This window comes from Shewanella sp. SM69, from assembly GCF_025653985.1.
Classification (GTDB): domain Bacteria; phylum Pseudomonadota; class Gammaproteobacteria; order Enterobacterales; family Shewanellaceae; genus Shewanella; species Shewanella oncorhynchi.
The window spans coordinates 184385-207633 of record NZ_JAKKRV010000004.1; the positions used below are offsets into that span (position 1 = coordinate 184385).

Consider the following 23249-nt stretch of genomic DNA (forward strand, 5'->3'; position numbering starts at 1 on the left):
CGCACTCCTCGGAGTGCGTTTTTGTTAGTGTATTTTTTAAGCCAGCTTCTGATCATCAGATGTAAACTGGCTTCTACGCATTAGATTTTAAAATTACTCACCGCACGGAATAAGAATTCAGCCTGCGCTTTCAGCTCATCCGATGCCGACGCATTTGCATCTGCCGCATGGGATGACTCCTCAGCGATATCGCGGATCACCACCACGTTCTTGTTCACTTCAGCCGCCACCATACTTTGCTCTTCAATAGCCGCCGCAATTTGAGTGCTCATGTCCATAATATTACGCACGTCGTTATTGATAAGCTTCAATAAAGCGCCAGCACTTGCCGCTTGTTCAGCGCTTTCAACGCCTTGTTTTTGGCTAGATTCCATCAATTGCACAATCGATCGGGTACGCGTCTGCAGGGTTTGAATGATGTTAGCAATCTCTTGGGTTGACGATTGCGTCCGCATCGCTAAGTTACGTACTTCATCGGCAACCACAGCAAAACCACGGCCCTGCTCACCCGCACGCGCCGCTTCAATCGCGGCGTTCAAGGCTAAAAGATTGGTCTGCTCAGCAATGCCGCGGATCACATCTAACACGCTACCGATAGTCTCGCTGTCACGTTCCAATTCATTAACGACCGCTGCTGAGCTATTCAACTGCTCAGCAAGTGACTGGATTTTATGTATCGTTTGCTCAACCTCTAATTGACCACTTTGGGCATTATCGTGGGTCTGACCCGCTTTTGATGCCGCCAATTCGGTTGTTTTAGCGATTTCCTCAATCGTTGCGCCCATCTCAGTGATTGCTGTTGCGACCATGTCGGTCTCATTAAGTTGTTGGCCCACACCTTCGGAGGCGAGCATGGCATTTTCTGAAACACGTTTACAGGAAGTGTTAATCGTTGCGACCGACTCAATCACTTGCTCAATCAGCTGTTGGAAGCTACTCACCATGCTATTGAAATGCTGTGCAATTTCACCAAGTTCGTCTTGGGTGGAGGCATCGCACCTCAATGTCAGATCTTTACTCACCTCGATGCGAGAAATGATCTGCGTGATACGCTCAACAGGCGCGATAATACTGCGGATAATCAAGTAGGTAATGATTGATAGTAGTAACGCAATAAAGATAAACACAGTAATACCGACATTAACGCTACGACTCTCAGCATCATCAATCGCCTTAAGAGCCAAGTTTTTCAAGTCACTCGTACTGCTCTCAGTTTGCTGGTTTGCAGCTAAAACTCGCGCCATAGTGCCATCCTTCTCTGTCAAACCGAGTTGCTGCTCTTTATTAATTAAGCTTTTAAAATCTTTATGATACTGAGTAATAAGCTCTTCAATTTTTCGTTGAGTATCAATATCGATACTCGAGGCATGAAGCTTGTCATTAAACTTACCAATATTAATATCGAAGGTTTCGACATAACTTAGCTCACGACGCAGCATAAAATCCTTTTCGTTACGCCTAAGTTGCAGCATTGCGGCTTCGAGTGCGGGCTGATCAAATTCCTTGAGTAGCGTTTCAACGTTATGCACCGCAGCTCGTAACGTACCGTACAAACCTGTTTTAGGTGTTAAGCCAATCTCTTGTTGTAGCTGCACCACTTCAGAAAAAGCGGCTTGATACTGATTTAAATTACGGTCAAAACTTTCAAGTGAGGCAGTCGACACCCCATATTCTTTAAAGACTTTCTCTAACTCAGGGACAATACTGTCGATTGCCATGTGGCTTTGCTTATGCAGCTCGACATATTTCAAATCCTTGCGAGCGAAAAAGTCCTTTTCATTTTTACGCAAAATTAAGACGTCGCGCTCTAAATCAAGCACACTTTGAGCCGCGTTAGAAAGTTCCGATTTCACCGAATTTGAATAGAGTTGTAATCCAAACATGGCAATTAGTGCCGAAATAGACACTGCAGCACTGAGTAACAACTTTGAGCGGATAAACATAGAAAGTCCCCGAATATGTAATCTATCTTAAAAAGATAGCTGGAAATTAAGCCTTTAACAGCGCAAACATAGCAATACATTAAAAGTTCACATCAAATACTTTGATAGCTTGTCGATTTAAGCTCCCATACTGTGAGTAGCGCATTATTTTTAACTTAGTTCTTCAGGGTGATATCCTACCGTTACTACAAAGTATTTCGTTTTAATTACGTTAAATATACCGTCTCAAAGCAGATGTAAGTGTCATAATATCAATTGATATAAAATGAATTACTTCATTAGCTTAGCAGTACTTTTCCGGGCGGATTCTACTACAAATCACAAAAATGTTACGCTGGATAATTGATCTAAATAAAATATATTTTTTAAGGTTCCAAACCTTTTGTAGCGCCCACTGCGTCAAAACTACAACACTCAATCATTATGGCAGGAAATTACAGTGACAGCAGGGATCCTCCCACTCAATGGCTCAATGTCTGACTTTGAACTGGTCACCTTAGCGAGCCAAGGAGACAGAACTGCCTTCAAGTTGCTTTATCAAAGCCATTACAAACGTATTTACGCCCTATCACTGCGCCTTTGCGGCCATAGCGCTATGGCTGAAGAAATTACCCAAGAGTGTTTTATTTTAGTGTGGCAGAAGTTGCCACAATTTCGAGGTGAGAGTCAGTTTTCCACTTGGTTACACAGTATTTGTGTCAATCAGGCATTGAGCAGCATTCGTAAACAAAAGTCCTTTTGGTCACGATTTATTCCGCTGGAACATGAAACTGAACCCTTAAGCTCTGATAGCAGCTATAGCGGATTAGATAAGTTAATTTTCAAACTGCCAGAACGCGCTCGCATGGTTTTCGTACTCTGTGCAATCGAAGGTTATCAACATGATGAAATCGCTGACTTACTTGGCATTGCCGTCGGCACCAGTAAGACCCAATACCATAGAGCTAAGCAACTACTACAGGAGATGCTGTAATGACGTTAACGCCGCTTTCCCGTGAACAACAGCTTGAGCAATTGATTAATAGCGCGCCCAAAGAGATGTCGCCTACACATGATCTGTGGCAAGGCATTGAAAAACGCATGGATAAAACGCTGATACCCCAAACGTACAAATCCCAGAAGAGTCACGCTTGGGCGATAGCGGCTTCGTTTATTATTCTAGCGGCATTGGGATATACCCAATTGCCCTATTTCAACTCATTCATAATGCAGCAGACAGAGCTTGCCCAGAACCAAGCTATGCCAGAGCAACCAGAGGATGTGGCCTTACATTTATTACTCACCCAAATTGCAACATCACACCAAGCGCAAGTGGACAACCTAGAACAGGCGCCAAATGCGCTAATGTGGCAAACGAGCAGCTTCAGCGCACCCGTTGAGCAAGGTTTAACTGAGCTAAGGCTCGCGGCAACACAGATTTACCAAGCTTTACAAGCGAATCCAACCGATAAACAACTTTGGCAACTGTGGCTTTGGGTGCAGCAGCGTGAGCTCGACCTATTACAACAGGGCCAAAAATTACCCATTAGAAACTCGACACAAGGAAACACCCTATGAGTAACCTCAATCTCACTAAAGCTAGCCTATTGGTTTCGACACTCTGTTTAGGCTTAATGGGCAATGTGTTAGCAGCACAAAGCGTTGATAAACAGTTAAGTGTCAGCAGCGACACTCAACTGCAGATCAAAGTCCAACGCGGTGATGTGACCATTCAAACATGGGATAAGAGTGAAGTGAGTGTCACTGGCACATTAGATGAATTGAGCGAAGGCTTTGTGTTTGAGCAACAGGGAAATAGTCTCAATATCGAAGACAAAATGCCTCGCCACTATAATGGCAATAATGACAAAGGATCACAGCTCACCATTAAAGTCCCAAAAACGGTTAAACTCAGTGCAGATACCATATCTGCCAATCTGCAAGTTGCCGAAACTCAAGGTGAACTAGATTTGAATACGGTAAGCGGCAATATCAACGCCAACAACTTAAGTGGTAAACCTGAGTTACATACAGTCTCTGGTGATATCACGACCAAAGCTCTTGATGGAAAAATCAAATTAGAAACCGTATCCGGCACGATTCAGGACACTGACAGTAAAGGAGAAATGAATTATCGCCTCGTTAGCGGTGACTTAAAAAGCCACACTCAAGCAGAAAAAGTCACGATTGAACAAGTCTCAGGTGAAGTGAATGCTAACTTTAGTGTCACCAAGGAAATCGAGCTCAGAACCGTCAGCGGAGATTCACAAGTGTCACTCGCTAAAAACTTCAACAAAGCGAATTTAGAAAGTGTGAGTGGCGATATTACCGTGATCTTTAATGATGTTCCCGATGCAAGCTTCAACTTAGATGGTGGTCCTGGTGGAAAAATCAACAACGGTTTAACCCAAGATGTACCGCAAAAACAAAAATATGTACCAAGCACAGAGTTATCATTCCAAACAGGCTCTGGTGCAGCCAACGTGAAGATGAATACCATCAGCGGTAATCTGATTTTAAAGAAACAGTAATAATAAAAGCTATTTAGCACAAATAAAAATGCCGCCAAAGTAAAACTCGGGCGGCATTTTTTACATCAAACTCATCAGACTGAAGCTATCTCTTCAGCCGTCAAATATCGCCATTCACCCAGTGCTAAGGTGGGGTCTAATTCAATTTGCCCTACACTTTCACGATGCAACCCTTGCACATGATTGCCCACAGCGGCAAACATACGCTTCACTTGATGATACTTACCTTCGGTGATGGTTAATCGCACTAATTGTGGATCAATAATCTCCAGTAACGCCGGCTTAGTTAGACCATCTTCACCGCGCAATTCAACGCCAGCGGCAAATACCGCAATCAAACGATCATCCACAGGCTCAGCGAGTTTCACTAAATAGCGTTTGCCGCATTCTTTCTTCGGTGAGGTGATCTTATGCGACCATTGACCATCACTGGTAATCAACACGAGCCCTGTAGTATCGGCATCTAAACGACCAGCAATGTGCAAAGTTTCTGGCTTAGGCACATCCACTAAACTCAATACCGAAGGGTAGGTTTCATCTATCGTCGAGCAAATAGTGTCTACCGGTTTGTTAAGCATTAAATAACGCTCGCCCACTAAGACAATCGGCTCGCCTTCAAGGCAAACACACATACCTTCAGTCACTTTAAAACCCGAGTCTTTAACGACTAAGCCATCACAAGTAATATCACCGCGATGCAGGGCTTTTTTCGCTAATGAGCGAGTCAGTGAGGTACTCTCACAGATAAATTTGTCTAAACGCACGTTAATACTCAACTTCAATAAAGAAAACTGCCGTATTATGAAGCCGACCAGTTCAAAGGGCAAAGAATTGCTGCTCAATGCGAGCTGTGTTTCTATTTAGCCCTTACGCATTGACAGCAATCACCATAGGGAAAGATGCTATGACTGAATTCCAAAAGATGATCACAGGCCAAGAATATGATTGTCTTGACAGCGAACTCTTAAGTTTAAGAACACAACAGCAGCGACTGAATCGACAATTAAATCAAACGATTGCTCAAAATAGCACTGAGTACGCCCAACTCTGCCAACAACTTATGCCCCTTAAATCGCCAGCCGCAACTATCTCCACGCCGATTTTTATCAGTTATGGCATCAATCTCACTCTTGCTGACAGAGTGTTCATTAATGTGAATGTCACCTTGCAGGATAATGCGCCCATTTCTATTGGCGAGCAGACTATGATTGGCCCCAATGTACAGTTTTATACCTCAAGTCACCCACTTGATGCCGAGCTACGTTGCTCAGGTTTGGAAACCGCTAAAGCGATTCACATCGGTAAACGGGTATGGATTGGCGGCGGCGCAATCATAATGCCAGGAATCAATATTGGTGATGATGCCGTCATCGGTGCTGGTGCCGTAGTGACTAAAAATGTCGCGGCCAAAACAGTGGTTGCAGGCAACCCTGCAAAACTAATTAGGCAACTGAATTAATCCTATTTTAAAATCATAAATCGAAGCGTTCGCTTACCTGAAAAGGCCTGCATACGGTAACTTTGCAGCTACTGACTTAAATATACTCACTGGTAACCTTTAGTTACATATCACTCAAGATAAATCCACGATAAACAGTGTAATGACCTTGTTTCGATTCCTAGTAAGGCATTAACATAGTTCATTGCGCCTGAAGCAATCCCATTTTGCCAAAATAACAGCCCCAATAATGGGCACAATAATAAACTCGAAGGAAACAACATGAGAAAAGTACTCATTGGGGGACTGTGTGCCTCACTTATCGCAGGCCTGACTGCCTGTAATGACAAGGCTGCCGAAGTTAAAGCACCTGAAACTACTAAAACAGCCACCGCAGCGGCAGTGACTCAAGCACTAGGTTCTGGAATTGAATTTGCTAATTTTGATAAAGCGATTCGTCCACAAGACGATTTCTATAAATACGTTAACGGCACTTGGCTAAAAAACACTGAGATCCCATCCGATCGCACTAGCATTGGCGCTTTCTACGATTTACGTGAAAAATCACGTGACGACGTAAAAGCCATTATCGAAGAAGTGGCTGCAACGCCCAACCTCGCCGTTGGTACAGACGAGCAAAAAGTGGCCGATTTATATCGTTCATTTATGGATACTGAGACACTCAATAAACTGGGAGTCACACCAATCCAAGGCGAATTCGATGCTATTAATACCTTAAAAGATAAGAATGAATTAGTGAAGTACTTCGCCCACAGCCAAATCGCTGGCGCGGGTACCCCAATAGCATTTTATATCGATATCGATGCGAAAAACTCTAGCCGTTACGCAACACATCTCTATCAATATGGCCTAAGCCTGCCAGAAAAAGACTACTACTTTAACGAATCAGAACGCTTCGTTAATATCCGTAAGGCATATGTCGCCCATATCGAAAAAATGTTTACCCTTGCGGGTCTCGCTAACCCTAAAGCCAGTGCTGAAGCTATTTTAGCCTTAGAAACTGCGATTGCTGCCAAGCATTGGGATGTGGTTGAAAACCGCGACAGCACTAAGACCTACAATCTATATCAAGTCAAAGATCTGCCAACACTGGCACCGGATATCGATTGGGCAGGCTACTTAGCCGCTCTTGGCGCTGACAAGCAAACCGATATCATAGTTAACCAACCTAGCTATATCCAAGGGTTAAACGAAGTTTTAAAAACGACTGAGTTAGCCACTTGGAAAACCTATATGCAATGGCAAGTGCTGACGCACGCGGCGAGCAATCTGAGTGAAGCGTTAGACAATGAAAACTTCGCTTTCTTCTCTAAAACCTTGAATGGTCAAGAAGAACAAGAACCTCGTTGGAAGCGTGGCGTTGCAGCCGTCAATGGCGTTCTTGGTGAAGTTGTGGGTAAAGTGTATGTCAAACGTCACTTCACTCCAGAAGCCAAAGACCGTATGCAAGCACTGGTTGAAAACCTGCGTGGTGCTTACGGCGACAGCATCAAAGAATTAACTTGGATGAGCGACAGCACTAAAGTGGCTGCTGCGGATAAATTAGCAAAATTCAACCCGAAAATCGGTTACCCGAACAAATGGGAAGATTACAGTAAGCTGACCATCAAGGCAGACGACTTAGTCGGTAACGCTATGCGTGCCAGCGAAGTTGAACATGCTAAATCATTAGCCAAACTGGGCGCGCCAATCGATAAAGACGAATGGCACATGACGCCACAAACGGTTAACGCTTACTACAACCCAACCATGAATGAAATCGTGTTCCCTGCTGCCATTCTGCAACCACCCTTCTTCAATTTGGCGGCTGACGATGCAGTCAACTACGGTGGTATTGGTGCGGTAATCGGCCACGAAATGGGCCATGGTTTTGACGACCAAGGCGCTAAATTCGATGGCGAAGGCAACATGCGTGATTGGTGGACAGAGCAAGACTTGAAAGAGTTCTCTGCTCGCGGCAAAGCGCTAATCGCACAGTACGATGGTTACGCAGTGTTTGATGATCTGCATGTCAACGGCAGCTTAACCTTAGGCGAAAACATTGGTGACTTGTCAGGTGTGACTATCGCTTATCGTGCTTATAAGAAATCGCTTAACGGTAAAGATGCACCCGTTATCGATGGCTTAACGGGCGATCAACGTTTCTTCATCGGCTTCACGCAAATTTGGCGCGCAAAAGCCAAAGAAGAAGCCATGCGTAACCGCGTAGCGACCGATCCACACTCACCTGCGGAATTCCGCGCACTGGGTGCCCTATCTAACATGCCTGAGTTCTACACTACATATGATGTAAAACCTGGCGATGCTATGTATATCGCACCAGAGAAACGCGTAAAAATTTGGTAAGCCAAATTTAAATCACTGTTCAGCGGCATAAGCTGGCCAACAATGGCGCTCACTGTTACAGGTGGCGCCATTTTTATTTCCTTAAACCACTGAGCCCCATGCGCAAGATGAACAAGTCTTCATGGTTGGTTCAGCTTTAATTAAGCAATAGAAGCCTATGGTGGGTGCGTGACCTGAATAACTCACCCATAAGGAAGTAGGCCGCATGACTAAGTTATTTCGTACTTTTTTTATTTTTCTACTCTTATTATCGAGCCGCGCTGGTGTAGCAAATCCTCTCGACATCAGTGACAGTAAAGCAGAACGTGGTAATTACAGTGCAAGACAGGCATCAAGCCATGACCTACAAGGTCTATATGCACTCAGCAGTCAGACCTTCGATGCGCCTCATCAATCCTCGAATGACTTATCCGTGCTCCATCACCAAGCCTATGATGCACAAGCTGAGCTCGCTCAATTACTCACCAAGATTGCCCATTATTCACAGGCACAAGTGATTGTTCCGCCAGTAAAGAGTTACCAAAGAGCAGCCGATAAAGTGGCCACAAAATTTAACGGTGATGCCAGCCAAATTACCGACCTTGCAAGGGCAAGTATTGTGACCGACAGCATTCAAGATCTGATGCAGGCCTACCAAACTTTGAATGAGCACACCCAAGTTGTGAAACAAAAAAACCGCTTTGCTGAACCTAAAGCCTCCGGCTATCGCGATCTCAATCTACTGGTACGCTTACCCCAATCAGGCATGATTGCTGAAGTGCAATTACACCTACAGGATATCGCTGATATCAAAAATGGTCCTGAACACAAGGTATATGAAAAAGTACAGAGGATTGAGGCCAATGCTCGTAAACAACAACGTTCACTAAGTGAGTTTGAACTCGCGCAGATTGCCCAATTACGTCAAGAATCACATAAGTTGTACCACAAGGCATGGCTTAACTATAAACGGGTTGATGAAGCCAGTTTATTAAGAGCCTCAGTCGCTTAACTAAAAAGCTTCCACTCTTGCGCTGGTTATCTGTAAAGGTGCCAGCGCCTTTTTTTATATTTTACAGTGCCTGAAAAAACATATTAAAAATAAGCTGAAAAATGCACTCTCTCGCATCGAACGTCTTTTTAAGTATATAATCCCGCGCCATAGCCCTATCAGCAGGAAATGCCATGCACGACATTATTGAGCAACTCCAAGAACGCAGCGAAACTGTTCCTGTACCACTCGAATTACCCACATTTGAGCAGCTCGTCGAAGTCGAAGAGCAAATCCTGATTTCATTGCCAAGGGAGCTAAAAGAATACCTGTTGTATGCCAGTGATGTGATTTACGGCACGATAGAGCCAGTAACAGCATCGGATCCCTACTCGCACACCTACCTGCCCGAAGTGACTTGCTATGCGTGGTCCATCGGTATGCCAAGGGACATGATTGCCATTTGTCAGCAAGGTGATGCTTTTTACTGTATCGACCAAGATGGTCAAGTACATTTCTGGAAAAACGGCGACTTTACCGATATCTATTGGGAGTCGTTTTGGGAATGGGTTGAAGAAATCTGGTTAAAGATCAAATACTAATTTTACTTTTATTGCATTGAGAACACGATTATGTCTAAGAACATTGGCTTGAATGCCATCGAAATGAGCTACCTACGCCAGTCACTCAGCTTAAGCGCGGCTCAAGTTGGTGCTCTGACTAACCATAGCGAAGCCGATGTACTCGCCTGGGAAAGCGGTGAACAACTGGCACCTGAGCTGGCGCAAAAGAAACTGCTTGATATTGATGACATCATTGAGATGCAAGTGCTCAACACCTGCGATGGTATCGAAGAACTATTTAAGAAAGAACCTAAACGTCACTTAGCCTTCGTGGTCTACCCCACTCAAGCGGTTTACACACAATACAACCCCGAATTCTTAAGTTCACTGCCCTTTACTGAGCTGTACAACACGGCCGCTTGGCGCATCAAGAAAGAGTGCAAACTGGTCCTAGAAGTCGACGTCAGCCTAGTGGCTCTCGATGTGGAGGCCTACAAAGCCTTCCGTGAACCAACCAAAATGAGTGAAAGCCGCGAAAGTCGCGCAAAGTGGGCAGCGACTCAGTTATAAACTCAACCGTCACAAGTTTAACCCTATAAAAATAAAGGCCAATATCATTATTGGCCTTTTTTATTAGAGATCACGCCACCCATCATAAATGACGCGCCATTCCGAATGAAATGACGCTAAGCGGTAGTTAGAAGTTCATCGTGAATTTAGTGTAAATGTAGCGGCCCATAGGATTATGTACTGAAATAACATAGCCGTAGAGATCCGTATCACCGTCACCGATAGCAAATGGTGGCTCTTCATCAAATACGTTGTTCACGCCTAGTGTCAGCTTGAACATTTCATTGAAGCGATAAGTCCCAGACATGTCGACCAATAATTGAGAGTCGATCATACGAGACTTATTACTTTCAAAATCAAGTACACCATCGAAATTGATATCTGGAGTATCTTCAAATTCACCGATGTAACTCAAATTAATATTGGCGGCAAAATTATCCATAGTCCAGTTAGTGGTGAGTAACCAGCGATGTTGAGGGAACTTATACTCACCCGTGTAATCCAGACCATCTTTCTCAAAATTATGTAAGTAGCTGTACTCTAAGCCAAACTTCAAATCCCCATAGCTATCTAACTCAAAACCATAATGACTAGAGACATCCATCCCTTGTACATCTTGAGAGCTTAAGTTGATAAAGCTTGAATGGATAATACTGATCGGACCTAAAGTTTGACCTAGCTGTGGCGCTAAGCGCTCGCACACAGTGCTATTTTGATCGTTACAATTTGCAGTATAGATATCGCCTAATGGCTGTTTATCAATTTTGTTGTCTTGCGTGATGCTAAAGATATCAAAACCCACATCAAACGTCTGACTCGGCGCCCAGATCATACCGACGTTCCAAGTTTCGGATTCTTCAGCATCCAGCTCAGAGTTACCTTCAAATTCAGTGTTGTAATCTAAGGCTTCACAATCAACATTATCGGCAGCGCAACGGTAAGTATCGACAAAGAAACTACTTTCGCGAGATGGACCAAGACCTATCTGCGCTAACGAGGGGGCACGGAAGCCTGTTGACCAAGACGCTCGCGCCGTTAGCTCATCAGTCACTCCCCATTGAAAGGCGACTTTAGGGTTAGTCGTTGAACCAAAATCGCTGTAATGATCATATCGACCAGCGAGTTGCAACTCGAAGTTATCCGTGACTGGAATAGATAATTCCATATAAGCGGCATATTGCTCACGGGATGCCGCCGCAGAGACAGCTTCAGTACCAAAAATCAATCCACGTTGGAATTGCTCATCGGGCACATCACTGACATCTTCTTCGCGATATTCAGCTCCCGCCGCCATCATGATGTCGCGACCGGCCAAGGTAAATGCTTGACCAGATATGTTAGCCGCATAAGATGTCATGTTTGACAAACCTTGGCGTACTAAACTGGTGGTAATAGCGTCAATGACCTCTTGTGAGTTCATCGTGCCGCCGAAAGGATTGTAACGACCCGCATCAATTTCACGTTGTAAATAATCGGTTCTTACCCAGCCTTGGCTGCGATCACCCGTTTGAGTCGACTCACTGCGACCTTTTTGAACAGAAGCTTCCCAATCCCACTCTTTTACTACACCGCGTAAACCAGCAACTAAACGTAAACTATCGGATTCAATATCCCAACGTCGCGCCCCTGCATCAACCGTACGGAAGCGACCAATTTCAATATCTTTCCCCCAAGGATTATTCGGGTGAGATCCAGGTACAGTTAAACCAGCATCCTCGTCAAGTGGTGTCGGTGCTCCACCTGCGATTGAGGTATTGTGCTGCGCCGCTAACTCTAAAAATGCTGTTAAATCATCATTAAAATGATAGTCAAATTGGCCAATAGCCCCTACGCGCTCCGCAGCCGGCGCAACAAAATTGTATGAGCCGTACTCAAATAAACAACTTCCACTCGCGGTTGCACTATCAGCAGGACAAGCAGGGTCGATAGTTTTAACACCATCAACATAGAAATACCCAGGAAAACCACGGGAAGAACGAAAATCTTCACCACCATAAGGTGATTGATTTGAAACACCAAAACGTCCTAAATCAGTCGCAGCTAAAGTATCATTTTTGAAATAGTCGAGGATAACGGAAGCACTGCCCTTATCGGACTTCATCCCCCACACCATATTCGCTGTCGTTTCATCGTAGCCAGTGCCTGAAGCATCACCGTAGCCAAGATTGACCTCAATGCCTTCAATGTCTTTTTTCAGAACTATGTTAACCACACCCGCGATCGCATCAGAACCATAAATAGCCGATGCACCGTCCTTCAGTATGTCGATACGTTCAATAGCTGATACCGGAATATTATTGATATCAACAAAGGAATTAGTGATACCTTCGGCAAAAGCACTCGCCGCAACACGACGACCGTTAATTAACACTAAGGTCGCGTCTGGGCCTAAACCACGTAGGCTGATAGATGCGCCGCCGTTGGCGGTTGAATCTTGACTGTTTCCTCGGGTAGAAAACGCGCCAGCACCATTGGCAGGCATGCGTTCAAGTAATTGCTGCAGGTTATCAAATCCCATATTGGCAATATCGTCTTTACTGATCGATTGAATAGGGGAAGGGCCTTCAATATCGGTACGTTTAATACGGGAACCCGTTACTTCAATACGTTCAACTTTTTCTGCACCTTTATCGGCAGCATGGGCCACTGTTGGCGCATATGCCATAGCAATTGCGATTGCACAAGCACTGGGTAGAATCTGAGGTCTGTTCATACATTTCCCTTGTTTTATTTATCTAATTAAAATTATTTTAACAATAAGAAAACCATAAATTAACAACATATAAGGTAATGAGTTACAAACCAAAGTCAATGGCAGAGAAATAAAAGTTAAACTTTTGTTACATTTGAGGCAGTGTATTTTCCTCATACGAGAATCAAAGAACGTCTAGGCACTAAAAATTCAACCTACAAGACAAGTCGCAGTATTTGAATATCAGAATTTAAGGAAGAAAGATGGAAGACAAGATTATTTATCAAGCAGAGTTTGAAACCCATTTAGGTTGGTATTGGTTGCTTTCAGGCGCCGCCTATTTCAGCCTAAGCATAATAGGTATTCCCTTGTTATTACTTTGGTTTCCAATCGGGCTCTGGGGGACTCGCCGCTATATTCGCAATATGAGTGCCGAGCTCACCAGCAATAAACTTATTGTCAGGAGGGGCATATTAACTCGTACTGAAAACACAGTGCCTTTGGACAAGATTACCGATATGGCATTGATCCAAGGCCCAATTATGCGCCTATTTGGTCTGCATAAACTCACGGTAGAAACCGCAGGGCAATCGGGCGCAGGCGCATTGATAAGCTTAGTCGGCATAGTCGATGCGCCTCAATTTAGAACCCGCGTATTAGAACAAAAAGAACGGCTTACCCAACCCTTGCACCCAACAATCCCATCGGCACAGCCAGATAATACGCTATTACAAATCGTAGTCGAAATGGCTGCAAGCTTAAAACGCATTGAAACTTTACTCAGCCAAAAATTAAACAGATAAATTGAATAAAACGACTTTTAGTTCAATCACTTTACCTTTAATGTTGAGCCACTCACTTAGCGTTAGCGCAGCTTTAACATGAGCGCAGCCTTAGCATGAGGGAGTGTTCGATTCCCCAGATTAATTTTCAACAGGCATTTTTAATAACGACATGACAGAATCTTCAGTAACTTCTCCTTCATCCTCTTGGATGACACACCTAACTCTCGGCATTAAAGCCATGGGCCCAGGTGTTCTTATGGCCGCAGCGGCGATTGGCGCATCCCATTTAGTCGCCTCGACTCGGGCGGGCGCCGAATTTGGTTGGCAACTGGCTTGGGTTATTCTTGGGGTGAATTTACTTAAGTATCCCTTCTTTGCAGCTGGCGCACGCTACACAGCTGCCACAGGGGAGAGTCTACTGCACGGCTACCAAAAACAGGGCCGAGGTTACTTACTGCTGTTTACTGGGCTCAATGTTATCGCCGCCATTGCCAGTACAGCAGGGGTGTGCATGTTAACCGCCGCTATGTTGACCCAATTTATTCCGCTGCCCATCGATTGGTTAGCCCTGCTGGTATTGCTGAGTTCTTTGGCTTTACTGATTTTAGGCCATTATCAACTGCTTGATAGACTCACTAAGATCATCATGTTCGCCCTAACCTTAACCACCTTAATTGCCGTGGCCTTAGCTTGGGATCACGCTCAACCATTAGCGAGCAATTTTATCTCTCCTTCACCTTGGCAATGGGCCCATGTGGGATTTTTGGTCGCCATGATGGGTTGGATGCCAGCCCCGATTGAAGTCAGCGCTTGGAATTCTCTCTGGTTGCTCGAAAAACAAAAAAGCCAGACGGTCACGAAAGCGCAGGCACTGCTCGACTTTAACTTAGGCTACATCATCACTGCGATCCTCGCGATCGTGTTTTTGTCCTTGGGCGCTTTAGTGATGCACGGCAGTGGCGAACACTTTTCAGATTCCGGTGCGCAGTTTGCTAATCAATTGATTAATCTTTACAGCCAAGTGATGGGCGGCGAGAGTCGTTATCTTATTGGTATTGTGGCATTTCTGTGTATTTTCAGCACAACAGTAACAGTGATTGATGGCTATAGCCGTACCTTAGATATGGGCTGGCAGTTACTCACCTCAAAGGCCAGTTCAGATAAACGCCTCACAGGGATCATGCTCGCCATCAGTGCCTTTGGCTTATTACTGATCCTCTTCTTTAAAGGTGCACTCTTACCGTTACTCGAGTTTGTGATGATCTTGGCCTTCATGACCACAGTCATTTTTGCTTGGTTAAACTACCGCTTAATGACCAGCAAACAGCTCCCCGAGACAGACAGATATGGCGCTAAGATGAAACTACTCTCTTGGTTTGGCCTGATTTATCTACTGATTTTCGCAGCACTGTTTATCTATTGGTACAACATCATTAAAGGTTAATTACCCAGAATGTTTATGCCGGAGCAATAAATGGCCTTAACTAACTGCCATTAAATTCCCGCTGAATTCTGCAATTAAGGTGGTTTGGGTATATAATGCGGGCTCTTAAACCAGATAGCGCAGCCGCGCCAAGAGATGACCATGATTAATAATGATATTTTGCGCCGTTTGCGCTTCGTGTTTGATTTTAGCAATGCAAAAATGATTAAAATTTTTGCTAAAGCTGGAAGAGAAGTGCCTGTCGAAGAGATGATTGATCTTCTACGTAAAGAAGAGGAAGAAGGTTATAAAGCTTGTAACGACACGACCTTATGTCAGTTTTTAGATGGTCTTATCATAGAGAAGCGCGGTCTACGTGAAGGTGCAGAAATTCCAGCGCCCGTTTCACGTTTAAACAACAACCTCATCTTTAAAAAGCTGAGAGTTGCCCTCGAAATGCGTGAAGAAGACATAGTAGCAGCTTTGGCTTTAGCCGAAGTGCAAATGTCAAAATCAGAGCTAAGCGCCCTGTTCCGCAATCCAGACCACAAGAATTTTAAAGAGTGTGGCGATCAAATACTGCGTAACTTTATCCGCGGCTTATCACTTAAGTATCGCGGCGTATAACGCTAAACTTATGACATAAAACGCAGCTTAGGCTGCGTTTTTTTATATCCGTTTTTATCTACACCTGAGCTTGTTTGGATATAAACAAGACCTTAACAATTCCATCTCAACAACCTCAGAAATCCTGTTTAAAACAGCTGACTTTTTTACTGCTGCAAAAAAAACCACAAATACCTCGTTCCACGGACAACAAAGATCACATTTCATGATAACCTTACGTGACTTACAGCACGTATTGACCACTTAAACAATAACTCAAAAGGTTACCCATGGACGATAATAAACGCCCCCTCTATCTTCCGTTTGCAGGACCTGCCATTCTTGAAGCCCCACTGATTAACAAGGGCAGTGCATTTTCTGAAGAAGAGCGTATTTTCTTTAACCTCGAAGGCTTAGTCCCCTATGCCATTGAAACGATTGAGGAGCAGGCTTCTCGCGCCTACGATCAATTTAGAAGTTTCAATAACGACTTAGACAAGCATATTTACCTACGTAATATCCAAGACACAAACGAGACCTTATTTTATCGTTTAGTGCAAAATAACATCAGCGAGATGATGCCCATCATCTATACGCCGACGGTAGGTTTAGCTTGTGAACGTTTCTCGAAAAACTATCGCCGCAACCGTGGTTTGTTTATCTCCTATCCGAACAAAGATAGGATCGATGACATCCTCAATAACTCGACTCGTCAAAAAGTTAAAATTATCGTAGTCACTGATGGTGAACGTATTTTAGGCCTTGGCGATCAAGGTATTGGCGGCATGGGGATCCCTATCGGTAAGCTGTCACTCTACACTAGCTGTGGCGGTATCAGTCCGGCTTATACCCTGCCTATTACCTTAGATGTAGGCACAGATAATCCGCAGTTGTTAGAAGATCCTATGTATATGGGTTGGCGCCATCCACGCATCGGTGGCGAAGAATATGCCGAGTTTATCGAAGCCTTTATGCAAGCCGTCCACGTGCGTTGGCCGGATACTTTGATCCAGTTCGAAGACTTTGCCCAAAAGAATGCCATGCCGATCCTAGAGCGTTATAAGGATCGCTATTGCTGCTTTAACGATGATATTCAAGGCACTGCTGCGGTTGCTGTTGGTTGCTTGCTCGCCGCGTGTAAGGCTGCGGGCACTGAATTGAATCAACAGCGTATCGCCTTCCTCGGTGCTGGTAGTGCTGGTTGCGGTATTGCCGAAGCTATCGTGGCGCAAATGGTGTCAGAAGGGATCAGCGACGAGCAAGCTCGCACTCAAGTGTGTATGGTTGACCGTTGGGGCTTATTGCTGGACAACATGCCTAACCTGTTGCCATTCCAGCAAAAATTGGCGCAGAAATGCACCAACATCCAAAATTGGAGCAATTTCAGCGACAATATTTCACTGCTCGATGTGGTTAACAACGCCAAGCCGACAGTGCTGATTGGGGTATCTGGCGTTCCAGGACTCTTCACCGAAGAAATCATCCGTGCTATGCACAGCCATTGTGCTCGCCCGATTATTTTCCCTATGTCGAACCCCACCAGCCGCGTAGAAGCGACACCGAAGGACATTTTGCATTGGACCTCAGGTCAAGCACTCGTCGCTACGGGCAGCCCATTCGAGCCTGTGGTTGTCGATGGTGAAACCTATGAAATTGCCCAGTGCAACAACAGCTTTATCTTCCCAGGTATTGGCTTAGGCGTATTAGCTTCGGGCGCACGTCATGTATCCGATGCCATGCTGATGGCTTCAAGTCGCGCACTTGCCGAATGTTCGCCACTGGCAATCGATGGTACAGGTCCACTACTGCCTAAACTCGAAGATATCCATGCGGTGAGTAAGCATATTGCTTTCGCCGTAGGTAAAGTCGCAGTTGAACAAGGGTTAACGCTGCCAATGAGCGATGAGATCTTACAGCAGTCGATTGAAGGCAATTTCTGGAGTCCAGAATATCGCCGCTACAAACGCACTTCGTTCTAAGCATAGCGTTGCCGCGACCCAAGTCGCAGTAAAGCAGCTTAGTTGAGCGTTTGTGCTAGCCAGCAAAAAGCCCGTTACTTTGCAGTAACGGGCTTTTTAATTTTCTGACTCTGTGCTGCTTTCAATAAAAACTAAGGCGCCATCACCTGTTTAAAGCTATTAAGCAAAGCGCGATCAGTACGCGCTTTCTTCAACTTACGTAGGCTTTCTTTGAGCGATTCATCGGCTAAGCGCGTAAAAATGCCATTATATTCTTGCTCTTGGATTGCACTATCGGTATCGGCTTGCTCAGAAATTTCTTGGGCGACACGACTCAATTGCAACCAAGCATTCGCGATATAGAAACCGTGGAATGCGGGTTGTTCCATTAGATTACGTGCACTGGCAGGTAAAGATGTCCAAGCTTGGCTAAATTTACCTTCCCTGTCTTCCAACAGTTCGGCACACAAACCTTGGTACGCTGCTAATAAGTCACTCGGTAATTTAGCCATTGGTAACACTTTATTCGCAACATTGTAAGAAATCTGCTCGGCAGTTTCGCGGTAAACAGCTGATAATTCGCTCATAAAAATCTCGATTCGCATCCCAAAAATAGACTTAAAACTGGCCACTCACATATAAACCATAAACGCCGTTACCCGCAATCGGCGTAACTGTAATCCCCTCATAGGGTTGAGTAAAATACCACCCCGCCAGCGCTCCAATCGCCGCGCCAGCTAACACATCCTCGAGGTAATGCTGGTCGCTCGCCACTCGAGTGTAGCCCACATAAGATGCGGCAACATAGGCAGGTAAACCATATTGCCAACCATAGCGCTGCTGAATAAACGTCGCCGCCATAAAGCTGTCAGAGGTATGACCCGATGGAAACGAATCATCGCCACTATCGTCTGGCCTGTCTTTACTCACACCATACTTAAGACCTTCAACAATTAACCGACTCGACACCGCTGCCTGAATTAACTGCCAACTACCGTCATAACCCTCTTCATAAAACAAGGTCGCGCCCATCGCAGTAGCGGGTAATAATAAATGTAATACATCGCCAGAGGTTTCTAAATCTGAGCCTGCCCAACTAGTGCCACTCATCATGAATAATGCAGCACAGAGTAATTTCTTCAAGGGTGATTCCTTTGTGGGATAATAACCAAGGCGGAGTTTATACCTTGATCATTAACCGAATGCAAAATTGCTATACATCTATATTAAAAATGAGCAAACAAGTTATGCTAAGCTAATAATTAGCTATTGATTTTAATTCGAACAGGAATCTTTTTTGCTACATCAACTTAGGTATTTATCATTCTCCTTATTGCTGCTTCTACTGCCGCTCAGCAACGCTATGGCAGAAGAAAAGACTCAGGTTGATAAAATATTTGCAAGATTTGAAAGCGGCGTCCCTATGACCCGTGAAGAAATCGAAAGCAATCTAGTGTTATTAAGCAAACTAATTTCGACTGACGATGTCACCCGTCATGAAAAGCTGCAACTGCTTAAATGCTGGGATCAGAATACAGAAAACGACACCGCTATTGCACTGGCACTTAAAAATACTAACCAAGCACTGAGCAATATTCCGCCAACCGCCTCCCCCCATTTCATTACCGACCTCACGCTCTGCCGCTCTTGGTTTCTGCAATTAAGTGGTGATATGGATGGCGCGATGGAAGGCTATAATCTCAGTGTTAAACGTGCCTATGAGCATGAAGACCTTAAGCTAATCGCCGACTCGCGCAGCATTCGCGGCGCACTTTACTCTTATATTGGCGATTTTTCTGCGGCATTAGACGATCTCGTCACAGCGCAAGATCTCTATGAATCACTCAATTTAAGCGGTTGGGCTAACATTAACCTTGCCGATGTTGCGACCAGTTTTAGACGTTATGGCGATCCCCAAAGTGCAATCCGCTATTACACCAAACTCAAAGCTCTCTATCTAAAAAACAATAACCAAGAACAGGCAATGTATGTCAACTCGGACATTGGCCTTGCCTTAGATGAACTCGGTGAACATCAACAGGCCGTAGATAATTTCTTAGTAAGTTATCAATACTTCAAGGAACATCAGCAGGAAAAAGTGGCAGCAACTATGGCAACGAATATTGCCTACAGCTTAATCAAACTCAATCGTCTAAACGAAGCCGAAAAGTATTTAATCGAAGCCGATACTGTTATTAATGAAAAAGATCTGACCGATTACAGCTTCATGAAGCTATTTATGGCCGATATAAAGTTTCAACAAGCTCGCTATAAAGAGGCGCTTACCGAACTTGAGCAAGGGGAAAAAGCCTTTCGCACTCTGCAGAATAATCGGGGACTCACTCAACTGCTGCAGCTTAAAAGTAACATATATGTGGCGATGAATGATTTATCTGCCGCCTACGGAGCGCTGCAAGAATTTGTTACCCTAACAAAAAAAGTCGATGGCAATTCTCTCTCCCATCATACGACAGAATTAAAGGTCAAGTTTGATACCAGTCGGATTGAATCTGAAAATCAACGCTTGATTGAAAACCAAAACCTTAAAGAACAAGAGCTCGCGCTACTCGAAAAGAACAAATCACTGCAACACATTATCCTATTACTAGCGGGCTTTATCCTGACGATAGTGTCTATATTCGCTTATAAACAAGTACATAGAAATCGCCAACTGCAAGTTATTGCCCTCACGGATTATCTTACCAAACTCCCTAATCGTCGGCATATTTATGCCCAAGCCGCAAAATATTTTCAGCAAGCCTTAAAACATCAAAACCCTTTTTCAGTGATTATTTTTGATGCGGATCACTTCAAAAAAATCAATGATAACTTCGGCCATGAATTAGGCGATCACGCCCTTATGACCATTGCAAATGCAGGCCGAGCCTTATCAGGTAATAAAGACCTCGTTGGCCGCATCGGTGGTGAAGAGTTTTTAATCCTATTGCCTAACACTGATGCCACAGGTGCGTTAGCGCTGGCGCATCAATTGCAGAACCATATTAGCTGCCTTAGCGCACAGAATTTACCAGCAGAACTCAAATTGACCGTTAGCGCTGGTGTCGCCACTTTAGAACCACAAAATAATACTGAAGATGCATATCAAGATAAAGATTTTGCCACCTTGCTAAAGCGGGCCGACAATGCTCTTTATGAGGCTAAAAATGCGGGCAGAAATTGTGTGAAATCAGCCAAGAATGAGGCTTTAAGAGAGAATTAAACGGCCTTATGCCAAAACACTTGATGTTGTAATGGCGGTGGCAAAGTGCCAAACCATGTCTGATACAAACGACTAAATTCACCTGAGTCTTTCATTTTCTCAAGCTCTGTTTGCCAACTGATAACGGTTGCCGCCGATGTCCCTTTAGAAAAAGCTAAATAGAGATTAATCTCCGATACTACAAACACTTGGCGGATATCTGTCTCACTCGCACCCACTTCTTCGAGTATCTGCTTTACCGCAAGATCCGCCTGGCACCAAAAACGAATTCGAGAAAACAGCAACTGTTTCGCCGATTGCTGTGGAAAACTCGCCACCAGCAAATTATCCACGCCCGCTTGTTGTAGCAACTGCGCACCCGCCGATTCCCGATAAACCCCCACAATATCTGTCGATTGAAGTTCAGCAAGTTGATCGAGAGCAATTGGATCTGCCGCCCTTGCGTACAATGCAATTTTGCTGGTCGCAATAGGACCGATAAAATCAAACTGCTCAGCTCGTTCATCATTAATTGACGTAGCAAAAAGTAAAACGTTCGCTGAGGTATTGGCAATCGAATACGCCCGAGCCCAAGGTAACACATCGATTTTTTCACTCTGACCCAGTCTTGATTGCAAGGTATTGACTAAGTCCACCGCAAAACCTTGCGGCACACCATTTTGCTCGTAACTCATGGGAGGCCAAGCTTCGGTCACCAATTTCAACTTGTCAGGCGCCGCAAAAACAAGATTAGGCATCAGGCCTAATAAGCTCATCGCAAGAAAACACGCCCTAAGGGGAAACGCACTCAGCATACGAATACCAAACGATAAACATTAGACCTAATCATAGACTCAATCCCAACAGCAAATAAACAAATACCCCAAAGAAAATATCGCCTCATGCCCCCTTCTGAGTAAACTCGTCCTCAATAAGTGAAAACTGCTATCATATTGCCACCTAGCCAAGAGCCTCGCTGCAATCAATTCATGTCAACTTTAGCCAATCAAACCCCAAGCCAATCCTATGCCAGCATGCTGTCGCGGCTCGCTCTGCAAATTAAAACGTGGGGAAAAGCACTCGGATTTGCGCAGGTTGGCATTTGCGATACGGATTTAACCGCTGAAGAAGCCAAACTCCAAGCATGGCTAGACAAAGGTTTTCATGGCGAAATGGCCTATATGGCCACCCATGGCATGATGCGCGCTCGCCCGCAAGAACTGCATCCGGGCACAGTGCGGGTGATCTCCGTACGGATGGACTATTTGCCACCCGAAGCTGGCTTTGCAACGAATCTCACCGATCCCAACTTAGGTTATATTTCCCGTTATGCCGGAGGTCGCGACTATCACAAGTTGATCCGCGCTCGACTTAAAAAGCTCGGAGATCAAATCAGTGCAGAGTTAGTGTCTCTCGGTTTCGATGCCGCTGACTTTCGCCCCTTTGTTGACTCAGCCCCTGTACTTGAGCGCCCCTTAGCCGAAAAAGCCGGCATAGGCTGGACAGGTAAACACTCACTCATACTCAACCATGAGGCTGGCAGTTGGTTCTTTTTAGGTGAGCTACTGATCAATTTGCCTCTACCTGTGGATATTCCCATTCAAGAAGGCTGTAACACTTGTGTCGCCTGCATTACCTCCTGCCCAACGGGTGCAATCGTAGAACCTTATGTAGTCGATGGCAGACGCTGTATTTCCTATCTCACCATTGAACTGCAGGGCGCTATTCCCGAAGAATTTAGGCCACTCATGGGCAATCGCATCTATGGCTGCGATGATTGCCAACTCGCGTGTCCCATCAATCGCCAAGCGCCGCTGACTGAAGAAACTGACTTTCATATTCGTCCGCAGTTAAAGCAACCAGACCTTCTCAGCCTTTTTGCTTGGAGCGAGGCCGAGTTCCTTAAACAAACTGAAGGCAGCGCCATTCGCCGCATTGGACATAAACGTTGGCTACGTAATATTGCAGTAGCACTGGGTAACGCTCCCGCAAGCCCAAGCATTATTGTCGCACTTAACGCCCGCAATCACAGCGAAGATATCGATGAGATAGTGCGTGAGCATATTGAATGGGCGCTTAATGCCCAGCAATCGCGCCTTGCTGAAAGCACCGCAACTGAACAACAAAAAGCCCGCCGCAAAACTGAGCGCATGGTGCGCATTATCGAAAAAGGCTTACCGCGAGATGCTTAAGTTAGCCGGCAAGCAATAAACAACAACGGATGC

At 44.9% G+C, this 23249-nt stretch carries 20 protein-coding genes; 14 read left to right on the forward strand and 6 right to left on the reverse strand.

Annotation, left to right across the window (positions count from 1 at the left end; translation table 11 throughout):
- Nucleotides 1-80: 80 nt before the first annotated feature.
- Nucleotides 81-1943, reverse strand: a complete 1863-nt coding sequence (locus L5M37_RS08220) for a methyl-accepting chemotaxis protein (RefSeq protein ID WP_263161504.1) — start codon at nt 1941-1943, stop codon at nt 81-83.
- A gap of 439 nt (nt 1944-2382) precedes the next feature.
- Here L5M37_RS08220 and L5M37_RS08225 point away from each other — a divergent pair, with 439 nt between their 5' ends.
- From L5M37_RS08225 to L5M37_RS08235, 3 genes are read left to right on the forward strand one after another with little or no spacing between them, the layout of a single operon-like run.
- Entirely contained in the window at nt 2383-2916 is a 534-nt protein-coding gene (locus L5M37_RS08225; RefSeq protein WP_219253939.1) for an RNA polymerase sigma factor, read from the forward strand.
- Complete coding sequence (locus L5M37_RS08230) at nt 2916-3500, forward strand: anti-sigma factor (protein WP_219250392.1); 585 nt, start codon at nt 2916-2918, stop codon at nt 3498-3500. The genes L5M37_RS08225 and L5M37_RS08230 overlap by 1 nt, the downstream gene beginning before the upstream one ends.
- A complete protein-coding gene (locus L5M37_RS08235; RefSeq protein ID WP_263139596.1) occupies nt 3497-4453 on the forward strand; it encodes a DUF4097 family beta strand repeat-containing protein in 957 nt (318 codons plus the stop codon). The genes L5M37_RS08230 and L5M37_RS08235 overlap by 4 nt, the downstream gene beginning before the upstream one ends.
- A gap of 74 nt (nt 4454-4527) precedes the next feature.
- Here L5M37_RS08235 and rsuA read toward each other — a convergent pair whose 3' ends face one another.
- Nucleotides 4528-5280, reverse strand: a complete 753-nt coding sequence (rsuA, locus tag L5M37_RS08240) for a 16S rRNA pseudouridine(516) synthase RsuA (RefSeq protein ID WP_263200057.1) — start codon at nt 5278-5280, stop codon at nt 4528-4530.
- Between the two features lie 77 nt (nt 5281-5357).
- On the opposite strand from rsuA, the gene L5M37_RS08245 reads away from it, so the two are divergent.
- The 5 genes from L5M37_RS08245 (at nt 5358) to L5M37_RS08265 (ending at nt 10361) form a co-directional block, all read left to right on the forward strand.
- Nucleotides 5358-5912: a sugar O-acetyltransferase gene (locus tag L5M37_RS08245; protein ID WP_263200059.1), complete on the forward strand. Its 555-nt coding sequence runs from the start codon at nt 5358-5360 to the stop codon at nt 5910-5912.
- 261 nt (nt 5913-6173) lie between these two features.
- On the forward strand, nt 6174-8258 hold the full coding sequence (locus L5M37_RS08250; protein WP_263200060.1) for a M13 family metallopeptidase: 2085 nt from the start codon (nt 6174-6176) through the stop codon (nt 8256-8258).
- Between the two features lie 205 nt (nt 8259-8463).
- A complete protein-coding gene (locus tag L5M37_RS08255) occupies nt 8464-9249 on the forward strand; it encodes a RelA/SpoT domain-containing protein (protein WP_131523742.1) in 786 nt (261 codons plus the stop codon).
- Between the two features lie 173 nt (nt 9250-9422).
- Nucleotides 9423-9830 carry an SMI1/KNR4 family protein gene (locus L5M37_RS08260; protein WP_113939053.1) on the forward strand — a complete coding sequence of 136 codons (408 nt, stop codon included), beginning with the start codon at nt 9423-9425 and terminating at the stop codon, nt 9828-9830.
- A 30-nt stretch (nt 9831-9860) separates the two neighbouring features.
- Nucleotides 9861-10361 carry a DUF4447 family protein gene (locus tag L5M37_RS08265; protein WP_198571879.1) on the forward strand — a complete coding sequence of 167 codons (501 nt, stop codon included), beginning with the start codon at nt 9861-9863 and terminating at the stop codon, nt 10359-10361.
- A gap of 127 nt (nt 10362-10488) precedes the next feature.
- On the opposite strand, the gene L5M37_RS08270 is transcribed toward L5M37_RS08265, so the two are convergent.
- On the reverse strand, nt 10489-13074 hold the full coding sequence (locus L5M37_RS08270) for a TonB-dependent receptor (RefSeq protein WP_113939055.1): 2586 nt from the start codon (nt 13072-13074) through the stop codon (nt 10489-10491).
- Between the two features lie 242 nt (nt 13075-13316).
- Between L5M37_RS08270 and L5M37_RS08275 the strand changes: the two genes are divergently transcribed.
- From L5M37_RS08275 to L5M37_RS08290, 4 genes are all read left to right on the forward strand, one after another.
- A complete protein-coding gene (locus L5M37_RS08275; RefSeq protein WP_263200062.1) occupies nt 13317-13856 on the forward strand; it encodes a PH domain-containing protein in 540 nt (179 codons plus the stop codon).
- Between the two features lie 151 nt (nt 13857-14007).
- The gene (locus L5M37_RS08280) at nt 14008-15282 is read left to right on the forward strand and encodes an Nramp family divalent metal transporter (protein WP_263200064.1); all 1275 of its coding nucleotides are present in this window, start codon (nt 14008-14010) and stop codon (nt 15280-15282) included.
- A 141-nt stretch (nt 15283-15423) separates the two neighbouring features.
- Nucleotides 15424-15888, forward strand: coding sequence for a DUF1456 family protein (locus tag L5M37_RS08285; RefSeq protein WP_168824742.1), 465 nt, complete (start codon nt 15424-15426; stop codon nt 15886-15888).
- Between the two features lie 269 nt (nt 15889-16157).
- Complete coding sequence (locus tag L5M37_RS08290; RefSeq protein ID WP_105250164.1) at nt 16158-17846, forward strand: NAD-dependent malic enzyme; 1689 nt, start codon at nt 16158-16160, stop codon at nt 17844-17846.
- A gap of 131 nt (nt 17847-17977) precedes the next feature.
- Here L5M37_RS08290 and L5M37_RS08295 read toward each other — a convergent pair whose 3' ends face one another.
- Nucleotides 17978-18412 carry a DUF3069 domain-containing protein gene (locus L5M37_RS08295; RefSeq protein ID WP_263200065.1) on the reverse strand — a complete coding sequence of 145 codons (435 nt, stop codon included), beginning with the start codon at nt 18410-18412 and terminating at the stop codon, nt 17978-17980.
- Nucleotides 18413-18443: 31 nt separating this feature from the next.
- On the reverse strand, nt 18444-18968 hold the full coding sequence (locus tag L5M37_RS08300) for a phosphatase PAP2 family protein (protein ID WP_113939058.1): 525 nt from the start codon (nt 18966-18968) through the stop codon (nt 18444-18446).
- Nucleotides 18969-19188: 220 nt separating this feature from the next.
- On the opposite strand from L5M37_RS08300, the gene L5M37_RS08305 reads away from it, so the two are divergent.
- Nucleotides 19189-21045, forward strand: a complete 1857-nt coding sequence (locus L5M37_RS08305) for a diguanylate cyclase (protein WP_411569066.1) — start codon at nt 19189-19191, stop codon at nt 21043-21045.
- On the opposite strand, the gene L5M37_RS08310 is transcribed toward L5M37_RS08305, so the two are convergent.
- Nucleotides 21042-21839, reverse strand: a complete 798-nt coding sequence (locus L5M37_RS08310) for a substrate-binding periplasmic protein (RefSeq protein ID WP_028761670.1) — start codon at nt 21837-21839, stop codon at nt 21042-21044. The two genes, L5M37_RS08305 and L5M37_RS08310, sit on opposite strands and share 4 nt — an antisense overlap.
- 174 nt (nt 21840-22013) lie before the next feature.
- On the opposite strand from L5M37_RS08310, the gene queG reads away from it, so the two are divergent.
- Entirely contained in the window at nt 22014-23216 is a 1203-nt protein-coding gene (gene queG, locus L5M37_RS08315; protein ID WP_263200069.1) for a tRNA epoxyqueuosine(34) reductase QueG, read from the forward strand.
- The last annotated feature ends 33 nt before the right edge of the window (nt 23217-23249 follow it).